Origin of the sequence: Gelidibacter japonicus, assembly GCF_010725055.1 — a bacterium.
In the GTDB taxonomy this organism is placed as follows: domain Bacteria; phylum Bacteroidota; class Bacteroidia; order Flavobacteriales; family Flavobacteriaceae; genus Gelidibacter; species Gelidibacter japonicus.
Window position 1 is genome coordinate 1 of record NZ_BJKB01000009.1, and the last position, 18,579, is coordinate 18,579.

Below are 18,579 nucleotides of genomic sequence, written 5' to 3' on the forward strand. Positions count from 1 at the left end.
CGAATCTCAGAGAACTTTTCAGCAAAACTAAATTTCAAAATGACAAAGAACGAGATAGCCTTAATGGGCCAAATTTATTTAATTTTTAAAACGTCCCGATTTTAATGGGACACTAGTGTAATTAATTAATTAATTAATTTTCATTGTCAAAAAATCAACATTCTTCAATCGTTAATCGTTAATCTAACTTGGTAGCAGAATTAGGAATTAGTAGCGCTATAATTTTTAGAACATTTAATACCTATTATCATACGTCTTTTTTTAAAAACCGTATTAAACAAAATAAAAAAGCCTGAAAAATTAAATTTCAGGCTTTTTTGGATTTCAAGGTGTTATCCGATTAAATCATATAGTAGTGGAATCATCCTATAGCGATAGTTTCTCCCAGAGTTGCTTTCTTAGTTCATTCTCCTAAATTGTATACGACAGAGTCTATTTGTCTATGTTCTATATTCTATCCTCTATCCTCTATCCTCTAAGATCTACCCACTTCCCACCAACTATGATTTCAAGATGTCAATCATAATATCTATTTCCTTAATCAGTCTTTCGTTGGAACCACTATAGCCCACCGATTTGAATTTCATTCGGCCATCAGGTCCAATGATCACTTTGGTTGGGATACCGGTAATATCATATTTTGAAGCGACCTCAAAATCATTACTGCCTTCAATTATGGGGTCATAAACCACATGAAACGTGTACGTGTTTTCTTTGATAAAATCTTCCACCATTTTTTCCCGGTTTGCACCTCTTTCAAACGTGTCTACAAAAAGGAGCACGACCTTGTCATCGTCTTTGTACTTTGTCACGACCTCCTGCATACCGGGAAATGAGGCGATACATGGTCCACACCAAGTTGCCCAGAAGTCTAAGATCACTGTCTTTCCTTTCAAGGCTTCCAATGAGACCTCTTTTCCCTCCATGTCCTTTAAGTTAAAACTTGGTGCTTCTTCATCAAGCATCGTTTTTTTGATTTCAGCAACCTGTGTTCTGTAAGCTTCTTCATCAAAAGCAGCTATTTTGGCATCCACATCGGTAGCGGATGGATTCTCTTTTAGATAGGCCATTTTATAGGCCTCTTTTATGTCGTTATTGGCATGGCCCAACTTTATAAAGTGTTCTGCCTTCTCTTTAATCTTTTCATATTGATTGTCTGCCACCAAGTAATCGATATAGCGTTGGTTGACAGCAACGTCGCTCGCCTTTGCATCTATGGCTTTTTCTTGATAAGTAATAGCATCTTTCGTGTTGCCTTGTTTGAATAATATCAATGCATAGGTATCCGCATACATGCGATATTGTGATTCCAAATATCTCTGATATTGTTTTTTACTGAAGTAATCAGGTTTGTCTTCTTGATTTTTTTGCAAGGACGCGATCAAATCGAGTGATGTTTTTGACATTTTCTCAGCCTGATCCAAATTTTCTCCACTTTCGGCCAATGGCCAAGCCAAATTGTTCATGGTTGATGCTCTACGACTTTTATCATCAATCAGGGAACTATATTTTTCAAAATTGGCCATGTCCTCTTGTTGGTAATAGGCCCCTGATAAGGCGCCGGCCATATAGTTTCCAAGAGATCCTAATTGGGGATTGGCATCGGCAAAGGTTTTAAAAATCTCGGCTTTCTTATCCAAATCATTTGCCTGTTGGAATTGATCTACCAGTTTATAATTGGCGGTATTGCCTTTTGGAAATTTATCGAGCACCACTTTATTTATCGAATCGTATTTTGATCTATCGCCAGTTAAAGAATAAGCTTCCATTAAGGCTGAATATTCTTTTTCAGGTATATCGGACCGTGAATTAAAGGTCTCGGCGTAGGCATCAATAAGTTTCTTGCCTTTTACTTTATCATTTCTATAAGCCATTTGCAAGTATGAATTGCTCCAGTCCGATTGAAGTTCAGGATGGGCGCTCATTTCAGCATGGATAGTCTCAAAAGCAGCTTTTTTATCCATTTTAATACCGTAATCACTTCCTTGTCTTACAGCATAAAAAGCAATAGCAGAATTACTTCCTTTCATTTTCTCGCTATTCTCATTATAAAGCGGCAGAAAATACCCTTTTTTATCATTATGGTCAAATTGGTCATCTGCCTTAATAAGAAATGCCAAAGCGACAGCAGAATCTGGAATTTTTATGGACGCATGATGTTCGCCATTCGATTCTGAAAAGTCGATGTCAACCGGATAATTTTTATCGTTTACCAAGTATATGTAAAATGCTTCGACTTCTTTATCGCTATCATAAATAATGTCTAAATCGTCTCCTGGCATAGGCTGTCCATTGGAGAAAGTCAATTGACCCATGGTCAGTGGTTGGGCTATTTTTTCTGATTCCTTCTTACAGGAGAATAATGCCAAAAGCATTAGCAATGAATACAGTGTGATTTTTTTCATGTGATGTTGTTGAGTTTATAAGACAATAAAAATAGAGAAATTTCATTGGATGTTAAAATAATGAGGCATGATATGCAAACGGATGCCAAATAATTCCCATCAAGTTAAATTTGGTTTTTGCTTGTAGAACGATTAGATCTTGTTGTTGACTGTTTTTGGACTTTCGAAGGAATGATATCCCGAACATGAAAACGCTGAGTATTACTATTAACCCATGTCTTTTATCATCTGACCGGAAAGTTGTTTCACATTGGGAAGGTGTAAGAAAATTACATATGCTAAAAACGCATAAACGCATAATGACTGTCAAAAGCCCACTAACTTAAACTGATTAAAGAGAGTGGTTTTTATAGAGTCCATCGGATTTGAATTTGTGTTCGATAAAGAGGGTCGTTGAAATTCCGAGAGTATATGCGAGTAAATCACCAAATTGAAAAGTGTTGCCAAAAATGAGCGTTGCTGCGGTACTGTTGCTCAGATTAAGATGTTCCAGAAAATTAGAAAGCTGTAAGAACTCGATGGCATAAGCAATGAGCAGTACGAAGATACCTGCATTGAGAGGCTTAGTGTTCCAAAAACTTTTAATAAAGCAATATATAAGAATGACCACTAAAAAATCGCCGAACGTATGTCGAATAAAACCGGTTTTCAAAAATAGGGCGATGGCGATTTCCGTTGCCAATAGCAGCAAAAACCATAGAAAGTAAATGCTGTTAAATATGATATTCATAGTTATTCTATCTGTATTTTTTCACCTAAAAACTTTGGTTGGACATTAAATAGCACATCAATGGAAGCTTTTACTCTTGCCAAATATTCTCTTCCTCTTGTCCTTAGTCCGTAAAGATTACCGACATCTTTGGCATTAAAGGCAATGGCGTCAATCTTAAAGTTTTTCGCTAAATAGATGGCTCGTTCATTATGGAATTTCTGGGAGATTATGGTAAATGCATCTTGTCCAAAAACTTCCTTGGCTCTCACCACAGAATCCAAAGTTCTAAATCCCGCAAAATCTAAAACAATTCTGTCTTCTGGAATCCCTCTTTTGATGAGGTCGTCCTTAAATGTTGTGGGTTCGTCATAGTATTCACTCCCGTTATCACCGCTCACAAGAATATAGTCAATTTTACCTGCTTTAAACAGGGCTACTGCAGCATCAATACGATAGGCGTAATAGAGGTTGATGCCTCCTTTGGCCATATATTTACTAGTGCCAAGAAGCAAACCCACTTTGTTTTTTGGAAGATCATTGATTTTTGAATATACATCCTCTTTTGCCTTATAAATCACCCAATAGTTGGTTGATACCAATGCAACGACTCCAAGGACTACCATAAGCAATATGAATTTTAGAAATTTCATAGGCTGGAATGAACAAGAAGTGTTTTGAAATATTTCATAGTGTAAGTTCAAATATCGGGCATAACGATGCCCCTTAATTGTTTTGATGAAAAGATAGCTTCTAGAAAATGATCAACGGCCACTTTTAACAAAAATTATTGAAAAATATGAAATAGTTTATAAATTGGAGATTGTTGACATGTTTTCATCACATGGGTTCTTTTGAGAACCAGACCCATGAATATGAGGTGGTCATGAAGGCAGACGTAAAGAATGCGATCATATAAAATTCCAAATCGCTTAAAAAAATGCCGTAAACGCATAGACTGAATGCAACTATAGCGTAAAACGGGAAAAAGGTATTAAAGACCGCTTTTTTGTCGAAAGTTTCTGTTTCAAACAAGCTAAAAAATGGATATATGGTTAAAGCGATGGTAACGACACAGCATACAAATACAGGGATCATTGAAAGGAGAACAAAAAGGAACGTGTCTACCTCAAAACTTTTAGGACTGATGATCATCCAAAAAATGAGTGTGGCCAGAACAGTCGATTTACAAAAATTTAGAAATACATTCATCGGTCAAATTTTTTGTTGATTAGGATATTGTCGTAGGTCCATTCCTGCCAATTTCTTTCTGATACCTTGTCAATAAAGCCGATGTACTTATCATGGATCCGTTGTTGTTGATTGGACGATACCCGATGTTCTGCTGTATAGTCTTGTAATAAAATCGCATTGTTGTCTGTTAAATCAATCAAATAATTAAGATCTAAATTCTCGGCATGTTTTAAGTTGTAATTGGTAATGGCGTGATCCCAATCGATACAGCTCGATACCATCAGGATAGCAAAGGCCACCTGGGTGTTGATTCGGAATAAAAACCACAGATTTCTGACATTTCGCACTTTTAAAAAGGTGGTGATGAGTCCGGCTAAGGTTAAAAAAAGATATGTAAAAACCCCGATCCGTTTGTAAGTAAACCCATATACCACAACGTATTCAGTGTTTTTTATTGCGATTAGGACTACTAATCCGATATTTAAAAATATCCAAGTATAGGAGAGGTTTTTAAGTAGGACATTGTCTTGATAAAAGTTGAGATTTCCTCTGAAAAAGTAAAGAATAATCAAAATTGCGACAATTATCGAGGCAATCAGAGTGTTGATGCCACTATGGACTTGGCTTGATAAAGCTGATGCTGAAGTGATATCATTGTTCAGAAGATAGTAAATATCCGTTATGCTATAAAAAATCAAAAGGATGTTGAGTAATGCCATCAGAAGGATGCCCAATTGCTGCTCTTTTTTGAGTTGATCAAGGAGCAGTGGTCCAGTTGGATGCAGTTGATTGTCCGTTTGGAGATCTTTGGTTGTCGCTGGATGTATTTGTACTGGATTGATAATATTATTAAAGAGGAAAAATCCCAAAAGACTGAAGAGAAACCATTGAAAATTGATGAATTCAAAATTTATCTTTTCAATAAACCCATTAAATATCGGATTTCCGTTTTTGTACATTAGGATGAATACGATGGAGACCATCAACGGAATGCCGATCAGTTTAGCGAGCTGAAGGTAGTCCCTGTTTTTTTTCCAATTCTGCTGTTCCTGATCGATAGTGGAATCACTCCTTCTTTGGAAATAGGCCGCAATGGTTGTGTAGATACCGTTCAACCATCGGATGTAAATCGAAGATCTTGATTCTGAAAACGTCCCAATTAGAGTAAAAAAGGCTACGCAGTTCGCAAATATTGCCAATGCCGAATGGTTAAAATAGACAACAATGGCGGTTGTGAAATAAACCACTATAAAAACTATCGCCGATTTTAACCTGGCTATTTTTGGATGTTGAAAGATGAGAAGGCCAATGGTAATCACACTGAAAACTGAAAGGTTAAGTCCAATGTTCTGACCATAAAATAAGGTGCTAAATAGAAGTGCTGCAATGATGCTAATAATTGTTTTCATTTTTTAGAATTTAAAAGTACTTTGAAATACAAAGTTAGTTGATAAAAAAAATTGTATGTTGATTAAAAGGTGATTATGTTTTGTTTATAAGTTTTTCAAGGGCTTCAATATGTTTTTTAAACTCAGTTTCACCTAATTTTGTGGTACTGTAACGTGTGTTTGGTTTTCTTCCAATAAACTGTTTTTCTACTTTAATATATTCCGCAGTTTCAAGCGCTTTGGTATGGCTTGCCAAATTGCCATCCGTCACATCCAAAAGTTCTTTTAAGGTCTTGAAATCCGCGTATTCATTGACCATCAACACAGACATAATTCCTAAACGGATTCTGTGATCAAATACTTTATTTATGTTGTCGATGATGCTCATAACCATTCCTGCGCCTGCCTGTCCGCAGACAGGAAAGCAGGAATCTCCAATTTAAAATGTGATTAATAATGTTTTCAATCTCCACAAAATTTATGGACAGGTAAACAAGTTTCTATGGTTTCCAACCTTCGCTATGACTGCCCGCCTCTACAAAAGTTTCGGGCAAGCGGACCGGCAGGCTCTTTTTCAGGTTCCACCACAGAACTTTCTCTGAGCCTCCGCGACTCTGCGAGAGAAAACCCACGCCTATTTCCTATCCGTGTCATATTTAAAATACATTACCGTGCCGTATATAATATGCATAATCCCAAAACCGAAAGCCCAAAAGTACAAACCATAACCCACAAATTGGGTCGAGATGAGCCCTAAAACCACATTAATGAGTCCTAAATATCTAATATCGCCCAAAGTATATTTACTGGCGTTGATACAACCCAATCCATAGAAAATGAGGGTGGCGGGAGCAATCAATCCGAACAATTGTTGATCGATCAATACCAAACAAAACAAACCACCGGTAATAATGGGTATTAAAAAATTGATCACAAGACGTTTTGAAGAGCCATCCCAAACACGGGCATTATTCTTTTTGGCCTTTCTGACCGTAAGAAATATTCCTGTGACAATAGAAAGTAATACCACCAATACGGCAATACCAAAAAGAGTGCTTATAGCATCAAATGCTGCAAAAAAACCTTTTATGGGATGTTCTATGGCATTAATATCTAAAATAATTCTATGGGCTATAATTGCTCCCACTAGCGCATATATTCCTGCAAGTATGCCGGACAATCCACTCAATGAGATAAATCGAGAGGACTTATGCATCATATTCTTAATCTCACTGATATCTTTCAAATAGTCTTTTGACTCCATAGTAAAGTACTTTGAAATACAAAGTAAAATGATTTTATTGACCTGTGCAAGTAAATAATTTATTCTTTTGGAAAAGGGGAGTGAGAGGAATAGGGATTAACGATTAGCGATTGATGATTCATGATTTTTGATTGAAGGTGTACGTAACTTATTAGATATTACGCAGATGGGATAAAGAATTGTAATAACGAATAAAAATAAATAATGCCATAATGGCCTGTTCTTCCGCTTGCCGAAACTGTTGTAGAGCCGAGCAGCAGAGCTAAGACGAATAATTTGAAACAAAAAACAAGAAACCTCAAGCCTAATCAAAAGTAGCTATGAGATTAAAAATCACCTTGCGACCTTATCGAAAAACCATTGCTATTTGCGTTGAAATAGGCTAATGCGAATTAATTATTTTTATCTTAGAAACGAGAAACGAGAAACGAGAAACAAGCAACAAGAAACAATCCTGCCCGTCCGAAGCGAAGCGAAGGCGGGAAACAAGAAACGAGCGTTTTTTACAATTCCTTATATACCTTAAAGATTTCAAACGCCAGACCTTTGTAATTTTTCTTCTGTTTCTTTTCGACGATATAATATTGGTCTTCAAAAAACGGCAGTGCCGTAATACTTACATCGGCTTTGATAACTTCATGGCCCTTTGCCAAAGCTTGAGATTCTATAATACGCATCAATTTAATGCCAAATCCTTTTCGTAAATGATCTTTATGTATAAAGAGGCCGTCAAAATAATTGCCGTTGCTGAGGTAAGCGAAACCGACAATGGAATCATTTAATTCGGCAACAATAAAATAGGAATTCTCAATACGGTCTTCCCATTTGTCAATGTCTAATGCACCTGATGCCCAAACACGAATTTGCTTTTCGGAATAATCCTTTGCATTGACATGCATGATAGTATCCCTGAAAATTGTAGTAATAAAAGGAATGTCTTTTAAGTTTGCTTTTCTAATTTGAATCATAATTAAACTTTAAATATGCCGCCTAAGCTAATTATCCTCTCGGAAAAGTAAAAATGTTGTGAGGCACCTTCGCTTGGGTTGCGGGTTGTTCTAATATTGCCCATATTGATATAACCACCTCTCAGATCACCCTGTATAAAGAAATGTTTGAAGAAGGTAAAGTTCAAGCCTGCACCAATTGAAAGTCCATAACCTGAAATATGAAATTCGTCGTATCGGTCTCTATCAAAAAGCGTCGTGTTGGTTTTAGGATAAAGAATTCCTGCACCTATGCCTTCCGTTACATTTACCTGAAATTTATCGGTATTTTGAATATTGAATATTGAGGATATATCATCACGTCGGGCAAACTCCAGATACACATAGTTTAATCCATCGGTATGCTCAAACTGTAAGAACTCTTCAGAAACCATAACGTTTTGTTGGTCATAAACGCCATTAAAAACAGATCCTACATCATTAGAAGGCAAATTAATATAGCCGTTAACCACTCTGTTTTTATTCCTTGTCATCACATACTTCATATGGTCCATGCCAAGAGCCAATGAATATTTATCTGAAATAAAATAACCAATCTTAAAATTGGTCTGTGGAATGGTAATACGCGCTGGATTTACGTAATCGATATGCCAACCTTTTGGTTTGTCCTTTGCGGTGGCGTCTTTGATGGTAAACTCATAATCTTCTCCTTTAAATGTGATATCAGATTTTGAATAACTTGCTCTGTTGCCGCCCCAGCTCACAAAGAATTTGCCTTTGTTGTTTGCAGTGTATTTTGTCGGTTCTGTACTGTTTTGTGAATAACTGTTGAATGTAAACAAAAAGAGTAAGGCACCAATAAATGGTGCGCGAGGAATTATAAACATTAAAATAGAATTATAAAGTAAGAATTGTTTTTCTGATGGCCACCAGATTGGTGAGAAGCTTTTCTAAGTTATCCAAGTGGAGCATATTGGCGCCATCACTTTTGGCATTTGCAGGATCAAAATGGGTCTCAATAAATAGGCCATCAACATTATTGACAACACCAGCTCTAGCAATAGTTTCGATCATATCTGGCCTACCGCCGGTAATGCCTATGCTTTGGTTGGGTTGCTGTAAAGAGTGGGTGACATCTAGGATCGTTGGTGCATATTGGCGCATGGTAGGAATACCTCTAAAATCAACAATCATATCCTGGTAGCCAAACATCGTCCCTCTATCCGTAATCCACGCTTTTTCATTGCCCGCATCCTTTACTTTTTGGACGGCATGCTTCATGGCTTCCGGGCTCATAAACTGTCCCTTTTTGAGGTTGACCACTTTTCCCGTTTCCGCGGCAGCTACAACCAAGTCTGTTTGCCTAACCAAAAAGGCCGGAATCTGCAATACATCCACATATTCGGCAGCCATCGCCGCATCAGAGACTTCATGGATATCGGTTACCGTTGGGATGTCAAAAGTTTCAGAAACCTTACCTAGAATTTTAAGAGCTTTTTCATCGCCAATTCCTGTAAAACTATCAATTCTACTGCGGTTGGCCTTTTTGAAACTCCCCTTAAAAACATAAGGGATTTGTAATTTATCGGTAATTGCCAATACTTTTTCAGCAATACGTAACGCCATTTCTTCTCCTTCAATGGCGCATGGCCCACATAATAAAAAGAAATTATCGGCAGTTGTATATTTTAATCTTGGAACGTCGTTAAGAGTCATTTATATATTTATTTAAAAATGCAAAGTTACGGAAAATAATGTGTGTAGTTGTTTTTGTTGATCATGGAATTTTATTGACAAGGTTGCCGCTGTATTTCTAATGTCTGGAGAAGCTTTTAATTCCTAAAATTGAGTTGAATTTCCAAGGTTCTGGATGGGTGTTGATCAAAGCAATTTGAACATCATTCCTGAAGTGTTTAGCCAGCTATAGGTCAATCCTATGGCCGCGAAACAAAAGGATAGTCAAATGCTTAAGCCAAGCTTTAAAGGTCCAAGCTTTTAAAGGATGAATTTTAGATCAGCCGGCAGAATTTAATTTCTGACAGAACAAAGAACATTGATTTTGGCTAAAATACCTTTTTGATGCTATTGCGGACCATCCAAAGTGCCATCACAAAATTGCCGACAACGAAAAAGCCTCCCATGATCAAAAATGGTTTGGTTTCATATGAAATATTGATGATGTTTAAGAGATCTGATAAGTAGGCCAGTATCATGTAAGAAGAGAGACAAACAAATGTGATCCCTAAAGAAAAGTTAAGTTTCTCATTTGGTTTTATCAATTGCCATAAAAAAGGAATTCCAAACAGCAATATAGGATAGGCTGTAAGACCTTCACTTTTGTTGACATCAGTAAACCAATAGATAATTACGGCAATAAAATAGAGGTAAGGGATGAATTTTGAATATGTTTTAAGTGTTTTCATCTGTTATTTCAAGTGATTTAATCATTGTGAATATCAAAAATCAAGAAGGGTCTTGTTATCAATAAACAGGTATTTCAAATACTAAACGGTCAGATGTAAATTGCCAATGAGTTATGTGGATTAGTGGGAATGGCGCTTTACTATTAATCAATTCTTAAACGAAAGATACGAATTGATAGTATAAATACTTTAGGCAATAACATTTTATTAACTCTCTGCCATTGAAGAACATTCTATGCTTGGACCACTATGTTTATGGGCTTCAATCGTTTGTATATGTGAGTAATTATCATTATTATAAATGTTTTATGAATAAATCTGAAAAATATAGAAGCGGCAAGAAAGCTTGTAAAAAATAAATAGCGTACATTTGCACGCCGAAAAATGGCACCATATATATGGCGAAGATAAAAAATATTGCAATTATTGCACACGTTGACCACGGTAAAACCACCTTGGTTGATAAAATTATGTACTACTGTCACACGTTTCGTGAATCGGAAAATACGGGTGATTTAATCCTTGACAATAACGACTTGGAACGTGAAAGAGGGATCACTATCACCTCTAAGAATATTTCCGTAATCTACAAGGACACAAAAATTAATGTTATTGACACTCCTGGTCACGCCGATTTTGGTGGTGAAGTGGAGCGCGTATTGAACATGGCTGACGGCGTTTTGCTTTTAGTCGATGCATTTGAGGGACCAATGCCACAAACTCGTTTTGTGCTTCAGAAGGCTCTTGATCTGGGCTTAAAGCCTTGCGTAGTGGTCAATAAAGTGGATAAGGAGAACTGTACCCCAGATGAGGTACATGAGGCTGTTTTTGATTTGATGTTTGAACTGGGCGCTGAAGAGTGGCAATTGGACTTTCCGGTAGTTTACGGATCTGCCAAAAACAACTGGATGAGTACCGATTGGAAAAAACCAACCGATTCTTTAGAACCATTATTGGACATGGTGATCGAACACATTCCTTCGATGAAAGTTGAAGAAGGTACGACTCAAATGTTGATCACATCTTTGGACTATTCATCCTTTACGGGTAGAATTGCTATCGGACGTTTACAACGTGGCGTTTTAAAAACAGGAATGAACATTTCTTTGGTTAAGCGCGATGGAAAAATCGTGAAATCCAAAATTAAAGAACTTCATGTTTTCGAAGGTGTAGGTCGGAGAAAAGTAGAAGAAGTACAGGTTGGGGATATTTGTGCCCTGGTTGGGCTGGAAGGTTTTGACATTGGCGATACTATTGCCGATTATGAAAACCCAGAAGGATTGGAATCCATTTCAATTGATGAGCCAACCATGAGCATGTTGTTCACAATTAATGATTCGCCATTTTTTGGTAAGGATGGAAAGTATGTGACCTCTCGACACATCAAAGACCGTTTGACAAGAGAACTCGAAAAAAACTTGGCACTACGTGTCAGTGCGACAGATAGTGCTGATAAATTTATGGTGTTTGGACGTGGCGTTTTGCACTTATCGGTGTTGATTGAAACGATGCGTCGTGAGGGCTATGAGCTTCAAATTGGCCAACCTCAGGTAATTATTAAAGAAATTGATGGCGTTAAATGTGAGCCTATTGAGGAGATGACGATTGACTTACCGGAATCAGTTTCTGGAAAGGCCATTGAAATGGTGACCATGCGTAAAGGTGAAATGTTAAGTATGGAAGCAAAAGGCGATCGTATGGTGTGTGAATTTTTAATTCCTTCACGTGGGATTATTGGTTTGCGTAACCAATTGTTGACTGCTACAGCGGGGGAAGCGATCATGTCGCACCGTTTTAAAGAATACCAGCCACTTAAAGGCGGTATTCCTGAACGTCAGAACGGTTCATTGGTTTCTATGGAAAAAGGTCAGGCCATTCCGTATTCTATTGACAAATTACAGGATAGAGGTAAGTTTTTTATCGATCCGGGAGAAGATATTTACGAAGGTCAGGTGATTGGTGAAAATTCCCGTGGTGACGATATGACGGTTAACGTTACTAAGACCAAGAAAATGAGTAACGTTCGTTCATCAGGTGCTGATGATAAGGCGCGAATTGTTCCAGCGATTAAATTTTCATTGGAAGAAGCCTTGGAATACATTCAAAAGGATGAATACGTAGAGGTGACACCACATCATATCCGTTTGCGTAAAATTTTATTGACGGAAGTCGAACGTAAAAGAAATAAGTCGATCTAAGAGCATTGAGTTATATTATTCCTACCTCGCTGACTTGCCCAACCGCACCAGTTGGAAAGGATATGAAACACATAATTGAAAAAGGAATTCCAAATCGGAGTTCCTTTTTTTATGCGGTATTTTTCAACCCAAGGATACTGAAAAACAGACTAAATAGAATCACCTGAACCCCAAGCAAAATAGTGAAAACGGCAGGAATAATGACTCTAAAAGTGTCTGTAGGTTGCAACATTCCATAATCAGTGGATTTCCAAATGGATAAGCCTTTGTAACTCAGAATAAATCCAACAATCAAAAAAATCACCCCAATAATCAACCCTTTTTCCAAATTGATATATTTGAACAATCTGTTATAGCGATCGCTTTTTGGAAGTAAGCCGTTTTCGACGGCGAAGATTTTTGTCAAGGCGTAAAATACCAAAAGTTGAAATCCGATCAATACCATACCTGAGGAATACATCAAGGTGTGTATGTCAAAAATAATACCTTCCACCATAACCGGTTGTGAAATCAATAAGATTGAAATCACCAATCCGATACACATAATGACAATTGAAGGAATGAGGAACAGCCAGTGGGGACTGTAAAGCACCAGAAAACGTAAATGGCGCCATCCATCGCTCCAAGTTTTTAAGTGTGGCCTGCGAGACCTGCCATCTGGATGTAAAACGGTTGGAACTTCGACAATTTTCAAGCCATTCAATTTTGATTTGACGATCATTTCGGATGCAAACTCCATTCCGGTGGTCCTTAAATCCATTTTGTGGTACGCCTCTTTTGAAAAACCTCTCAATCCACAATGAAAATCGCCGATTTTGATACTATAAAACAAACGTCCTAAAAAAGATAGCACAGGATTGCCGAGATATTTGTGCAGAAAAGGCATGGCACCAGGTTTGATGCCGCCCTTAAAGCGATTTCCCATGACCAGGTCATGACCTTCTCTTAATTTTATGACATAGGGCATTAAATCTTCAAAATCATAGCTGTCATCCGCATCTCCCATAATGATATAGGTTCCGGAAGCCACTTCAATTCCGCCTTTCAACGCATTGCCATATCCTTTTTTCGGAATATTGACAAGTCGAGCGCCATGAAGCTCTGCAATCTGTTGGGAGCCATCCGTACTTCCATTATCCGCAATGATAATTTCGCCAGTGACATCATTGGATTTTAAAAAACGCTGTGCTTTTTGAATACAGTCTGCCAATGTTTCCGCTTCATTGAGACAAGGCATTACGATGGTAAGTTCAATGGTCATAAGTTTGATTTTATAGGTTTGGAATAGGCATCTATTAAAATAAAAAGAATTAAAAACAGCACCCAGTCATTATAAAATGTGAAGCGTTTGATGGCATGCATGCCAATGGCCACCAAAGCAACATTGCCAAGCGTTAAAAGTACCAACAGGCTCATGACTTTGTAGTCGTTTTGTCCTTTTTTAAAGAGTCCGACTAAACCAACCAATAATAAGATAATATAGATTGCAGCGTGTTTTGCACTGCCAAAAGCACTGACCGAATTTTTGATATATAATTTAAACCAAGATTTAAAATTATTGAGCACAAGTGGCAAGGCCATTTTCTTTGTCAATTGGTCGAGTGCGATGAACTTTTGGTCTTCGCTCAACTGTATGCCAACAAGTTCCTTTCCTGAATCGTAAATAGTAGCGTTCGCAATCGCTGAATAATGGCGGATATAAAACTCTGTCGCATCGCGTTGGCCATCTTCATTTAGATGATTCACATTTAAGTGGTTGGAATATAACTTTGTGAAAATCGATTTAAAGAAGTCTCGTTCTTCTTCCGAATCATACAATTGATAGTCCTCTTCGTCAGCAACATAGAATGCTGGAGCTATAAGATGGATTCCTGTCCAGGGCGTGTTGACAAAGTGTCCGTGTTTTAGTTGGTGATAAGTCTTGTCCATTAGCGAAGTAAGCACCGGTAAGATGAAAAATGCCAAGCCTATCCACAGGTAGTTCTTGGTCTTTTTCTGATTATAGGCCAACCATAGTATAATGAGCAGTGCCGCAGGAACCATAAACAGAAACTGACTTCTTGTGATCATTAAAACCATTAAAATTGGCCAAGCTATCCAAAGTTTTTTGACTTCTCCGGTAATCAAGCTTTCCAAAAAAGAGATAACTACCAATAAATATAAAGGATAGGTTAGTGCTTCTGAAAGATAATTGTTGGCAATTTGATGATTATAAACATATGGGACGGCCATAACCATGCTTAAAAGTAAATACCAAAAGGAATGCAGATTTAAAAGCCTCTTCAATCGTGAAATGAAAAGGTAAATAGCAATTAATCCAATGGCGGCCTGAACAACTATGGTAACGAGGTTCAAATAACTGCCAGAAATTTGCTTTAAAATCCAGAGAAAAATGGGATATCCGGCAGATCTATAAATTTCCATATTCAAGTAACCTTCTGAATCTGGATATATTTCAATAGGTTTGTTGATGACTGCAATAAAAACGATACATAAAATCGCAATAAGAACATATTTAAACCGTTTTTCAGTCATTTGATATTTTGTCTTTAATAATGGAGTTAAAAGTAAAAATAATTTTAGTTTTACCTTGTTCATAAAGTATTACTTTTCTTGAAAGAAAAAGAGCAACATATCAACTCCAATTTTAAAGTCATTCGGTATTGCCCATTAAAAAATAAGGCATGGAATGCTTTTGTATCCAATTCTAAAAATGCAACGTTTTTATTCCACCGTGATTTTATGGAATATCATCAGGATCGGTTTGAAGATTTTTCCTTGATGGTGTATCAGAAAGAGAAATTGGTGGCTTTATTGCCTGCCAACCGAAAAGGAAATGAACTTCATTCGCACCAAGGATTGACTTATGGCGGATTGGTATTGCCAAAAAATATCAGGTTTAAAAACGTATTGCACAGTTTTGAAATGCTGTTGAAATTTTTGCATGAACAGAACATCAGTACCCTATATATAAAGGAAATGCCGTCCATTTATCATCAAATTCCCTCCGATGAAATTCATTATTTAAATTTTATCCTAAATGCCGAATTGATACGAAGGGACACGCTTTCAGTAATTGATAATCTAAACAAGCTAAAATTCTCAGGCAGTAGAGTAGAGGGTATCAAACGCGCAGAAAAACATGGGTTAAGGATTGAAAATGATGATGATTTTGAAGCGTTTTGGGAACGGATTCTAAAACCTAATTTGAACGAAAAACATAAGGTAAATCCTGTTCATTCATTAGAAGAGATCTTATATTTAAAGCAGAGATTTCCTAAAAACATTAAGCAATTCAACGTGTATCATGAAAAGAGTGTGGTCGCTGGCGCCACAATATTTGAGACTAAACACGTGGCTCATTGTCAATATATTTCTGGAAATAAAGATAAAAATACTTTAGGAAGTTTGGATGCTTTACACAACTATTTGATCACTACTGTTTATGCCAACAAGCGTTATTTTGATTTTGGCGCGTCCAATGAGAATGGAGGGAGAAACATTAACACAGGACTTCAATTCTGGAAAGAAGGTTTTGGTGCCAGAACGAGGACTCAAGATTTTTTTAAAATTGAAACTAAAAACTATAATGCATTGAAAACGGTTCTCAAATGATAAAATTTTTAGATCTCCATAAAATTAATGCACGTTTTGATAAGGAATTTCAAGAGCGGTTTAAGAATTTTCTCGATTCAGGTTATTATATTCTAGGAAGCGAGGTGGAGCGGTTTGAAGCCGATTTTGCAGCGTATTGTGGCACTGAATTCTGTATAGGTACAGCCAACGGATTGGATGCCTTGACCTTGGTTTTTAAAAGTTATATCCACTTGGGAAGGCTGCAAGTTGATGATGAAGTCATCGTCCCGGCCAATACTTATATCGCTTCCATTCTTTCTATTATCAATGCTGGTTTAAGACCAATTTTGGTTGAACCTAAACTTGATACTTATAATATTTCTGCTGAAGAATTAATTGAACGACTTAACCCAAGCACAAAAGCCATACTGGTGGTACATCTCTATGGTCAGTTGGCAGATATGGATGCGATAAATGCCATTGCAAAGTCTAAGAGGTTGCTGGTCATAGAAGATGCGGCACAGGCGCATGGTGCGATAGATGGTTCAAGGTTTGAAGCTCAAAGTTCAAAGTTTAGGAAAGCTGGAAACTTGGGTGACGCAGCTGCATTTAGTTTTTATCCAACGAAGAATCTAGGCGCTCTGGGAGATGCAGGAGCGGTCACCACCAATGACAGGGATTTGGCAGAAACCATCAAAGCGATGCGTAATTATGGCAGCTCAGAGAAGTACGTGAATGAGATGATAGGCGTTAACAGTCGGTTGGATGAACTCCAGGCAACATTCTTGAATGTCAAATTAAAACACCTTGATGAGGACAATGCTAAACGCCGAGCAATTGCAAAACGCTATCTTCAAGAGATTGAAAATAGAAAGTTGACCCTGCCGTTTTATAGTGGTGGGTTGGATCATGTGTTTCACCTGTTTGTTATACGAGTTGATGATCGTGTTGATTTTGAAACCTATTTGCAATCCCGTAATATTGGGTTTTTGATCCATTATCCAATTCCGCCCCACCAACAAAATGCTTTGTCAATGTTTAGCAAAAACTTATATCCTATTACGGAAGAGATCCATAAAACCATCGTCAGTATTCCTATGAGTCCAGTCATGACGGATGCTGAAATATCCACAGTTGTTAACGTTTTAAACGCTTATTAAGTGGGTAAATTCAATAATTATATCAATGAACACGTGTTGTTTAAGGTGGCCAATCTCAATACGGCAACCATAATCACAAAAATTGTTGCCGGTATTCTGACCTCTAAGGCTATTGCTATTTTTATAGGGGTGGAAGGTATGGCGCTTATAGGTAATCTCAGGAATTTCTTAGGGGCTATCCATTCCTTCTCCATTTTAGGAGTTTATAATGGATTGGTCAAATCGATATCAGAGGTTAAAAATGATGTTTTAAAACTAAGTCAGACCTTATCAACGGCATATTATTTAGGTTTTTTCTCTACCTTACTGATTGCTTTTTTGAGTTATTATAATGCAGAATCCATTAATGATTTCTTATTTGCGACTCATTATAATTATGCCTACATCATTAAGATCATGGCTCTGGCACTACCGTTCTACGCCCTGAACATGTTTAGCTTTGCTATAATGAACGGTTTCTCAAAGTATAAAATTTTACTGATCATCAATATAATTGGTCAGATTTTAGGCCTTTCAATTACCCTGATTTTAATCTATCAATATAATATTGATGGGGCCATGATTGCGGCGGTCATTGCACCTTCACTTATTTTTCTGATTACTTTTATCGGCTTTGTCAACCAGCGCAGCCTGGTGTCGTCGGTGAGAATATCGAACGTTACGCTTGGGGTGTTGAAAAAATTTGCACCATTTGCTACGATGGCCTTGGTGACTGCCATTGCCATTCCGATGGTATCCATTGTCATCAGGAACTATATAATTGATGAGGTTGGGATAAAGGAAGCTGGGCATTGGGAAGCCATGCAGCGCATTTCGGATTACTATCTCATGTTTATCAATTCGTTAATGACCCTATATTTTTTACCGAGATTTAGTGAGATCGAGAGCAAAAAAGAATTTAGGATGGAAGTCTTCAATTTCTATAAAACCGCTATGCCTATATTTGGAATGGGGCTGGTCATCATCTATTTGTTGCGCTCTTTTTTGGTGCCGCTCATGTTTTCAGAAGCCTTTAAACCGACCGAGGATTTGTTTTTATGGCAGCTGCTGGGCGATTTTGTAAAAGTATTATCCATAGTGATTGCCTATCAGTTTATCGCTAAAAAAATGTTTACGCATTTTATTATTATTGAAGTCTTTTTGGTGATCATCATGTATTTGTCCAGTGTTTATTTGATTGATATTTTTGGTGTCAAAGGTGCAGTCATGGGCCATTTTGTGAGCTATTTGATGCATTATGGCATTATTTTATTGATATTTGGAAGTTCGCTTTTTGGAGTGATTGCCAATACCAACGACGACTAACGCATACCAA

At 37.3% G+C, this 18,579-nt stretch carries 16 protein-coding genes; 4 read left to right on the plus strand and 12 right to left on the minus strand.

Annotation, left to right across the window (positions count from 1 at the left end; translation table 11 throughout):
- Nucleotides 1–500: 500 nt before the first annotated feature.
- From G6N06_RS10330 to G6N06_RS10375, 10 genes are all read right to left on the minus strand, one after another.
- On the minus strand, nt 501–2,405 hold the full coding sequence (locus G6N06_RS10330; protein ID WP_163516564.1) for a TlpA disulfide reductase family protein: 1,905 nt from the start codon (nt 2,403–2,405) through the stop codon (nt 501–503).
- Nucleotides 2,406–2,736: 331 nt separating this feature from the next.
- Nucleotides 2,737–3,135, minus strand: a complete 399-nt coding sequence (locus tag G6N06_RS10335) for a ribosomal maturation YjgA family protein (protein ID WP_163516566.1) — start codon at nt 3,133–3,135, stop codon at nt 2,737–2,739.
- Between the two features lie 2 nt (nt 3,136–3,137).
- Nucleotides 3,138–3,740: a SanA/YdcF family protein gene (locus G6N06_RS10340; protein ID WP_163516568.1), complete on the minus strand. Its 603-nt coding sequence runs from the start codon at nt 3,738–3,740 to the stop codon at nt 3,138–3,140.
- Between the two features lie 582 nt (nt 3,741–4,322).
- Entirely contained in the window at nt 4,323–5,717 is a 1,395-nt protein-coding gene (locus G6N06_RS10345; RefSeq protein ID WP_163516571.1) for a DUF4153 domain-containing protein, read from the minus strand.
- Between the two features lie 73 nt (nt 5,718–5,790).
- Entirely contained in the window at nt 5,791–6,084 is a 294-nt protein-coding gene (locus tag G6N06_RS10350; RefSeq protein ID WP_163516573.1) for a winged helix-turn-helix domain-containing protein, read from the minus strand.
- Between the two features lie 246 nt (nt 6,085–6,330).
- On the minus strand, nt 6,331–6,960 hold the full coding sequence (locus G6N06_RS10355) for a hypothetical protein (RefSeq protein ID WP_163516576.1): 630 nt from the start codon (nt 6,958–6,960) through the stop codon (nt 6,331–6,333).
- Between the two features lie 503 nt (nt 6,961–7,463).
- The gene (locus G6N06_RS10360; protein WP_163516578.1) at nt 7,464–7,928 is read right to left on the minus strand and encodes a GNAT family N-acetyltransferase; all 465 of its coding nucleotides are present in this window, start codon (nt 7,926–7,928) and stop codon (nt 7,464–7,466) included.
- A 2-nt stretch (nt 7,929–7,930) separates the two neighbouring features.
- The gene (locus G6N06_RS10365) at nt 7,931–8,794 is read right to left on the minus strand and encodes a hypothetical protein (RefSeq protein WP_163516580.1); all 864 of its coding nucleotides are present in this window, start codon (nt 8,792–8,794) and stop codon (nt 7,931–7,933) included.
- Between the two features lie 10 nt (nt 8,795–8,804).
- Nucleotides 8,805–9,623, minus strand: coding sequence for a 3-deoxy-8-phosphooctulonate synthase (gene kdsA, locus G6N06_RS10370; protein ID WP_163516581.1), 819 nt, complete (start codon nt 9,621–9,623; stop codon nt 8,805–8,807).
- A 347-nt stretch (nt 9,624–9,970) separates the two neighbouring features.
- Complete coding sequence (locus tag G6N06_RS10375) at nt 9,971–10,330, minus strand: hypothetical protein (RefSeq protein WP_163516584.1); 360 nt, start codon at nt 10,328–10,330, stop codon at nt 9,971–9,973.
- 398 nt (nt 10,331–10,728) lie between these two features.
- Here G6N06_RS10375 and typA point away from each other — a divergent pair, with 398 nt between their 5' ends.
- On the plus strand, nt 10,729–12,528 hold the full coding sequence (gene typA / locus G6N06_RS10380) for a translational GTPase TypA (protein WP_163516586.1): 1,800 nt from the start codon (nt 10,729–10,731) through the stop codon (nt 12,526–12,528).
- A 109-nt stretch (nt 12,529–12,637) separates the two neighbouring features.
- Here the strand turns inward: typA and G6N06_RS10385 are convergent, their stop codons facing one another.
- Together G6N06_RS10385 and G6N06_RS10390 are read right to left on the minus strand one after the other, a co-directional pair.
- Nucleotides 12,638–13,789, minus strand: coding sequence for a glycosyltransferase family 2 protein (locus G6N06_RS10385; RefSeq protein ID WP_163516588.1), 1,152 nt, complete (start codon nt 13,787–13,789; stop codon nt 12,638–12,640).
- Nucleotides 13,786–15,126 carry a hypothetical protein gene (locus G6N06_RS10390; protein ID WP_163516590.1) on the minus strand — a complete coding sequence of 447 codons (1,341 nt, stop codon included), beginning with the start codon at nt 15,124–15,126 and terminating at the stop codon, nt 13,786–13,788. Before G6N06_RS10390 ends, G6N06_RS10385 begins: the two co-directional genes overlap by 4 nt.
- Before the next feature lie 15 nt (nt 15,127–15,141).
- Here G6N06_RS10390 and G6N06_RS10395 point away from each other — a divergent pair, with 15 nt between their 5' ends.
- From G6N06_RS10395 to G6N06_RS10405, 3 genes are read left to right on the plus strand one after another with little or no spacing between them, the layout of a single operon-like run.
- Nucleotides 15,142–16,143, plus strand: coding sequence for a GNAT family N-acetyltransferase (locus G6N06_RS10395; RefSeq protein WP_240338036.1), 1,002 nt, complete (start codon nt 15,142–15,144; stop codon nt 16,141–16,143).
- Nucleotides 16,140–17,264 (plus strand): DegT/DnrJ/EryC1/StrS family aminotransferase, encoded by a 1,125-nt coding sequence (locus tag G6N06_RS10400; protein WP_163516592.1) that lies wholly within the window; start codon nt 16,140–16,142, stop codon nt 17,262–17,264. The genes G6N06_RS10395 and G6N06_RS10400 overlap by 4 nt, the downstream gene beginning before the upstream one ends.
- Nucleotides 17,265–18,569, plus strand: coding sequence for an O-antigen translocase (locus G6N06_RS10405; RefSeq protein WP_163516594.1), 1,305 nt, complete (start codon nt 17,265–17,267; stop codon nt 18,567–18,569).
- The last annotated feature ends 10 nt before the right edge of the window (nt 18,570–18,579 follow it).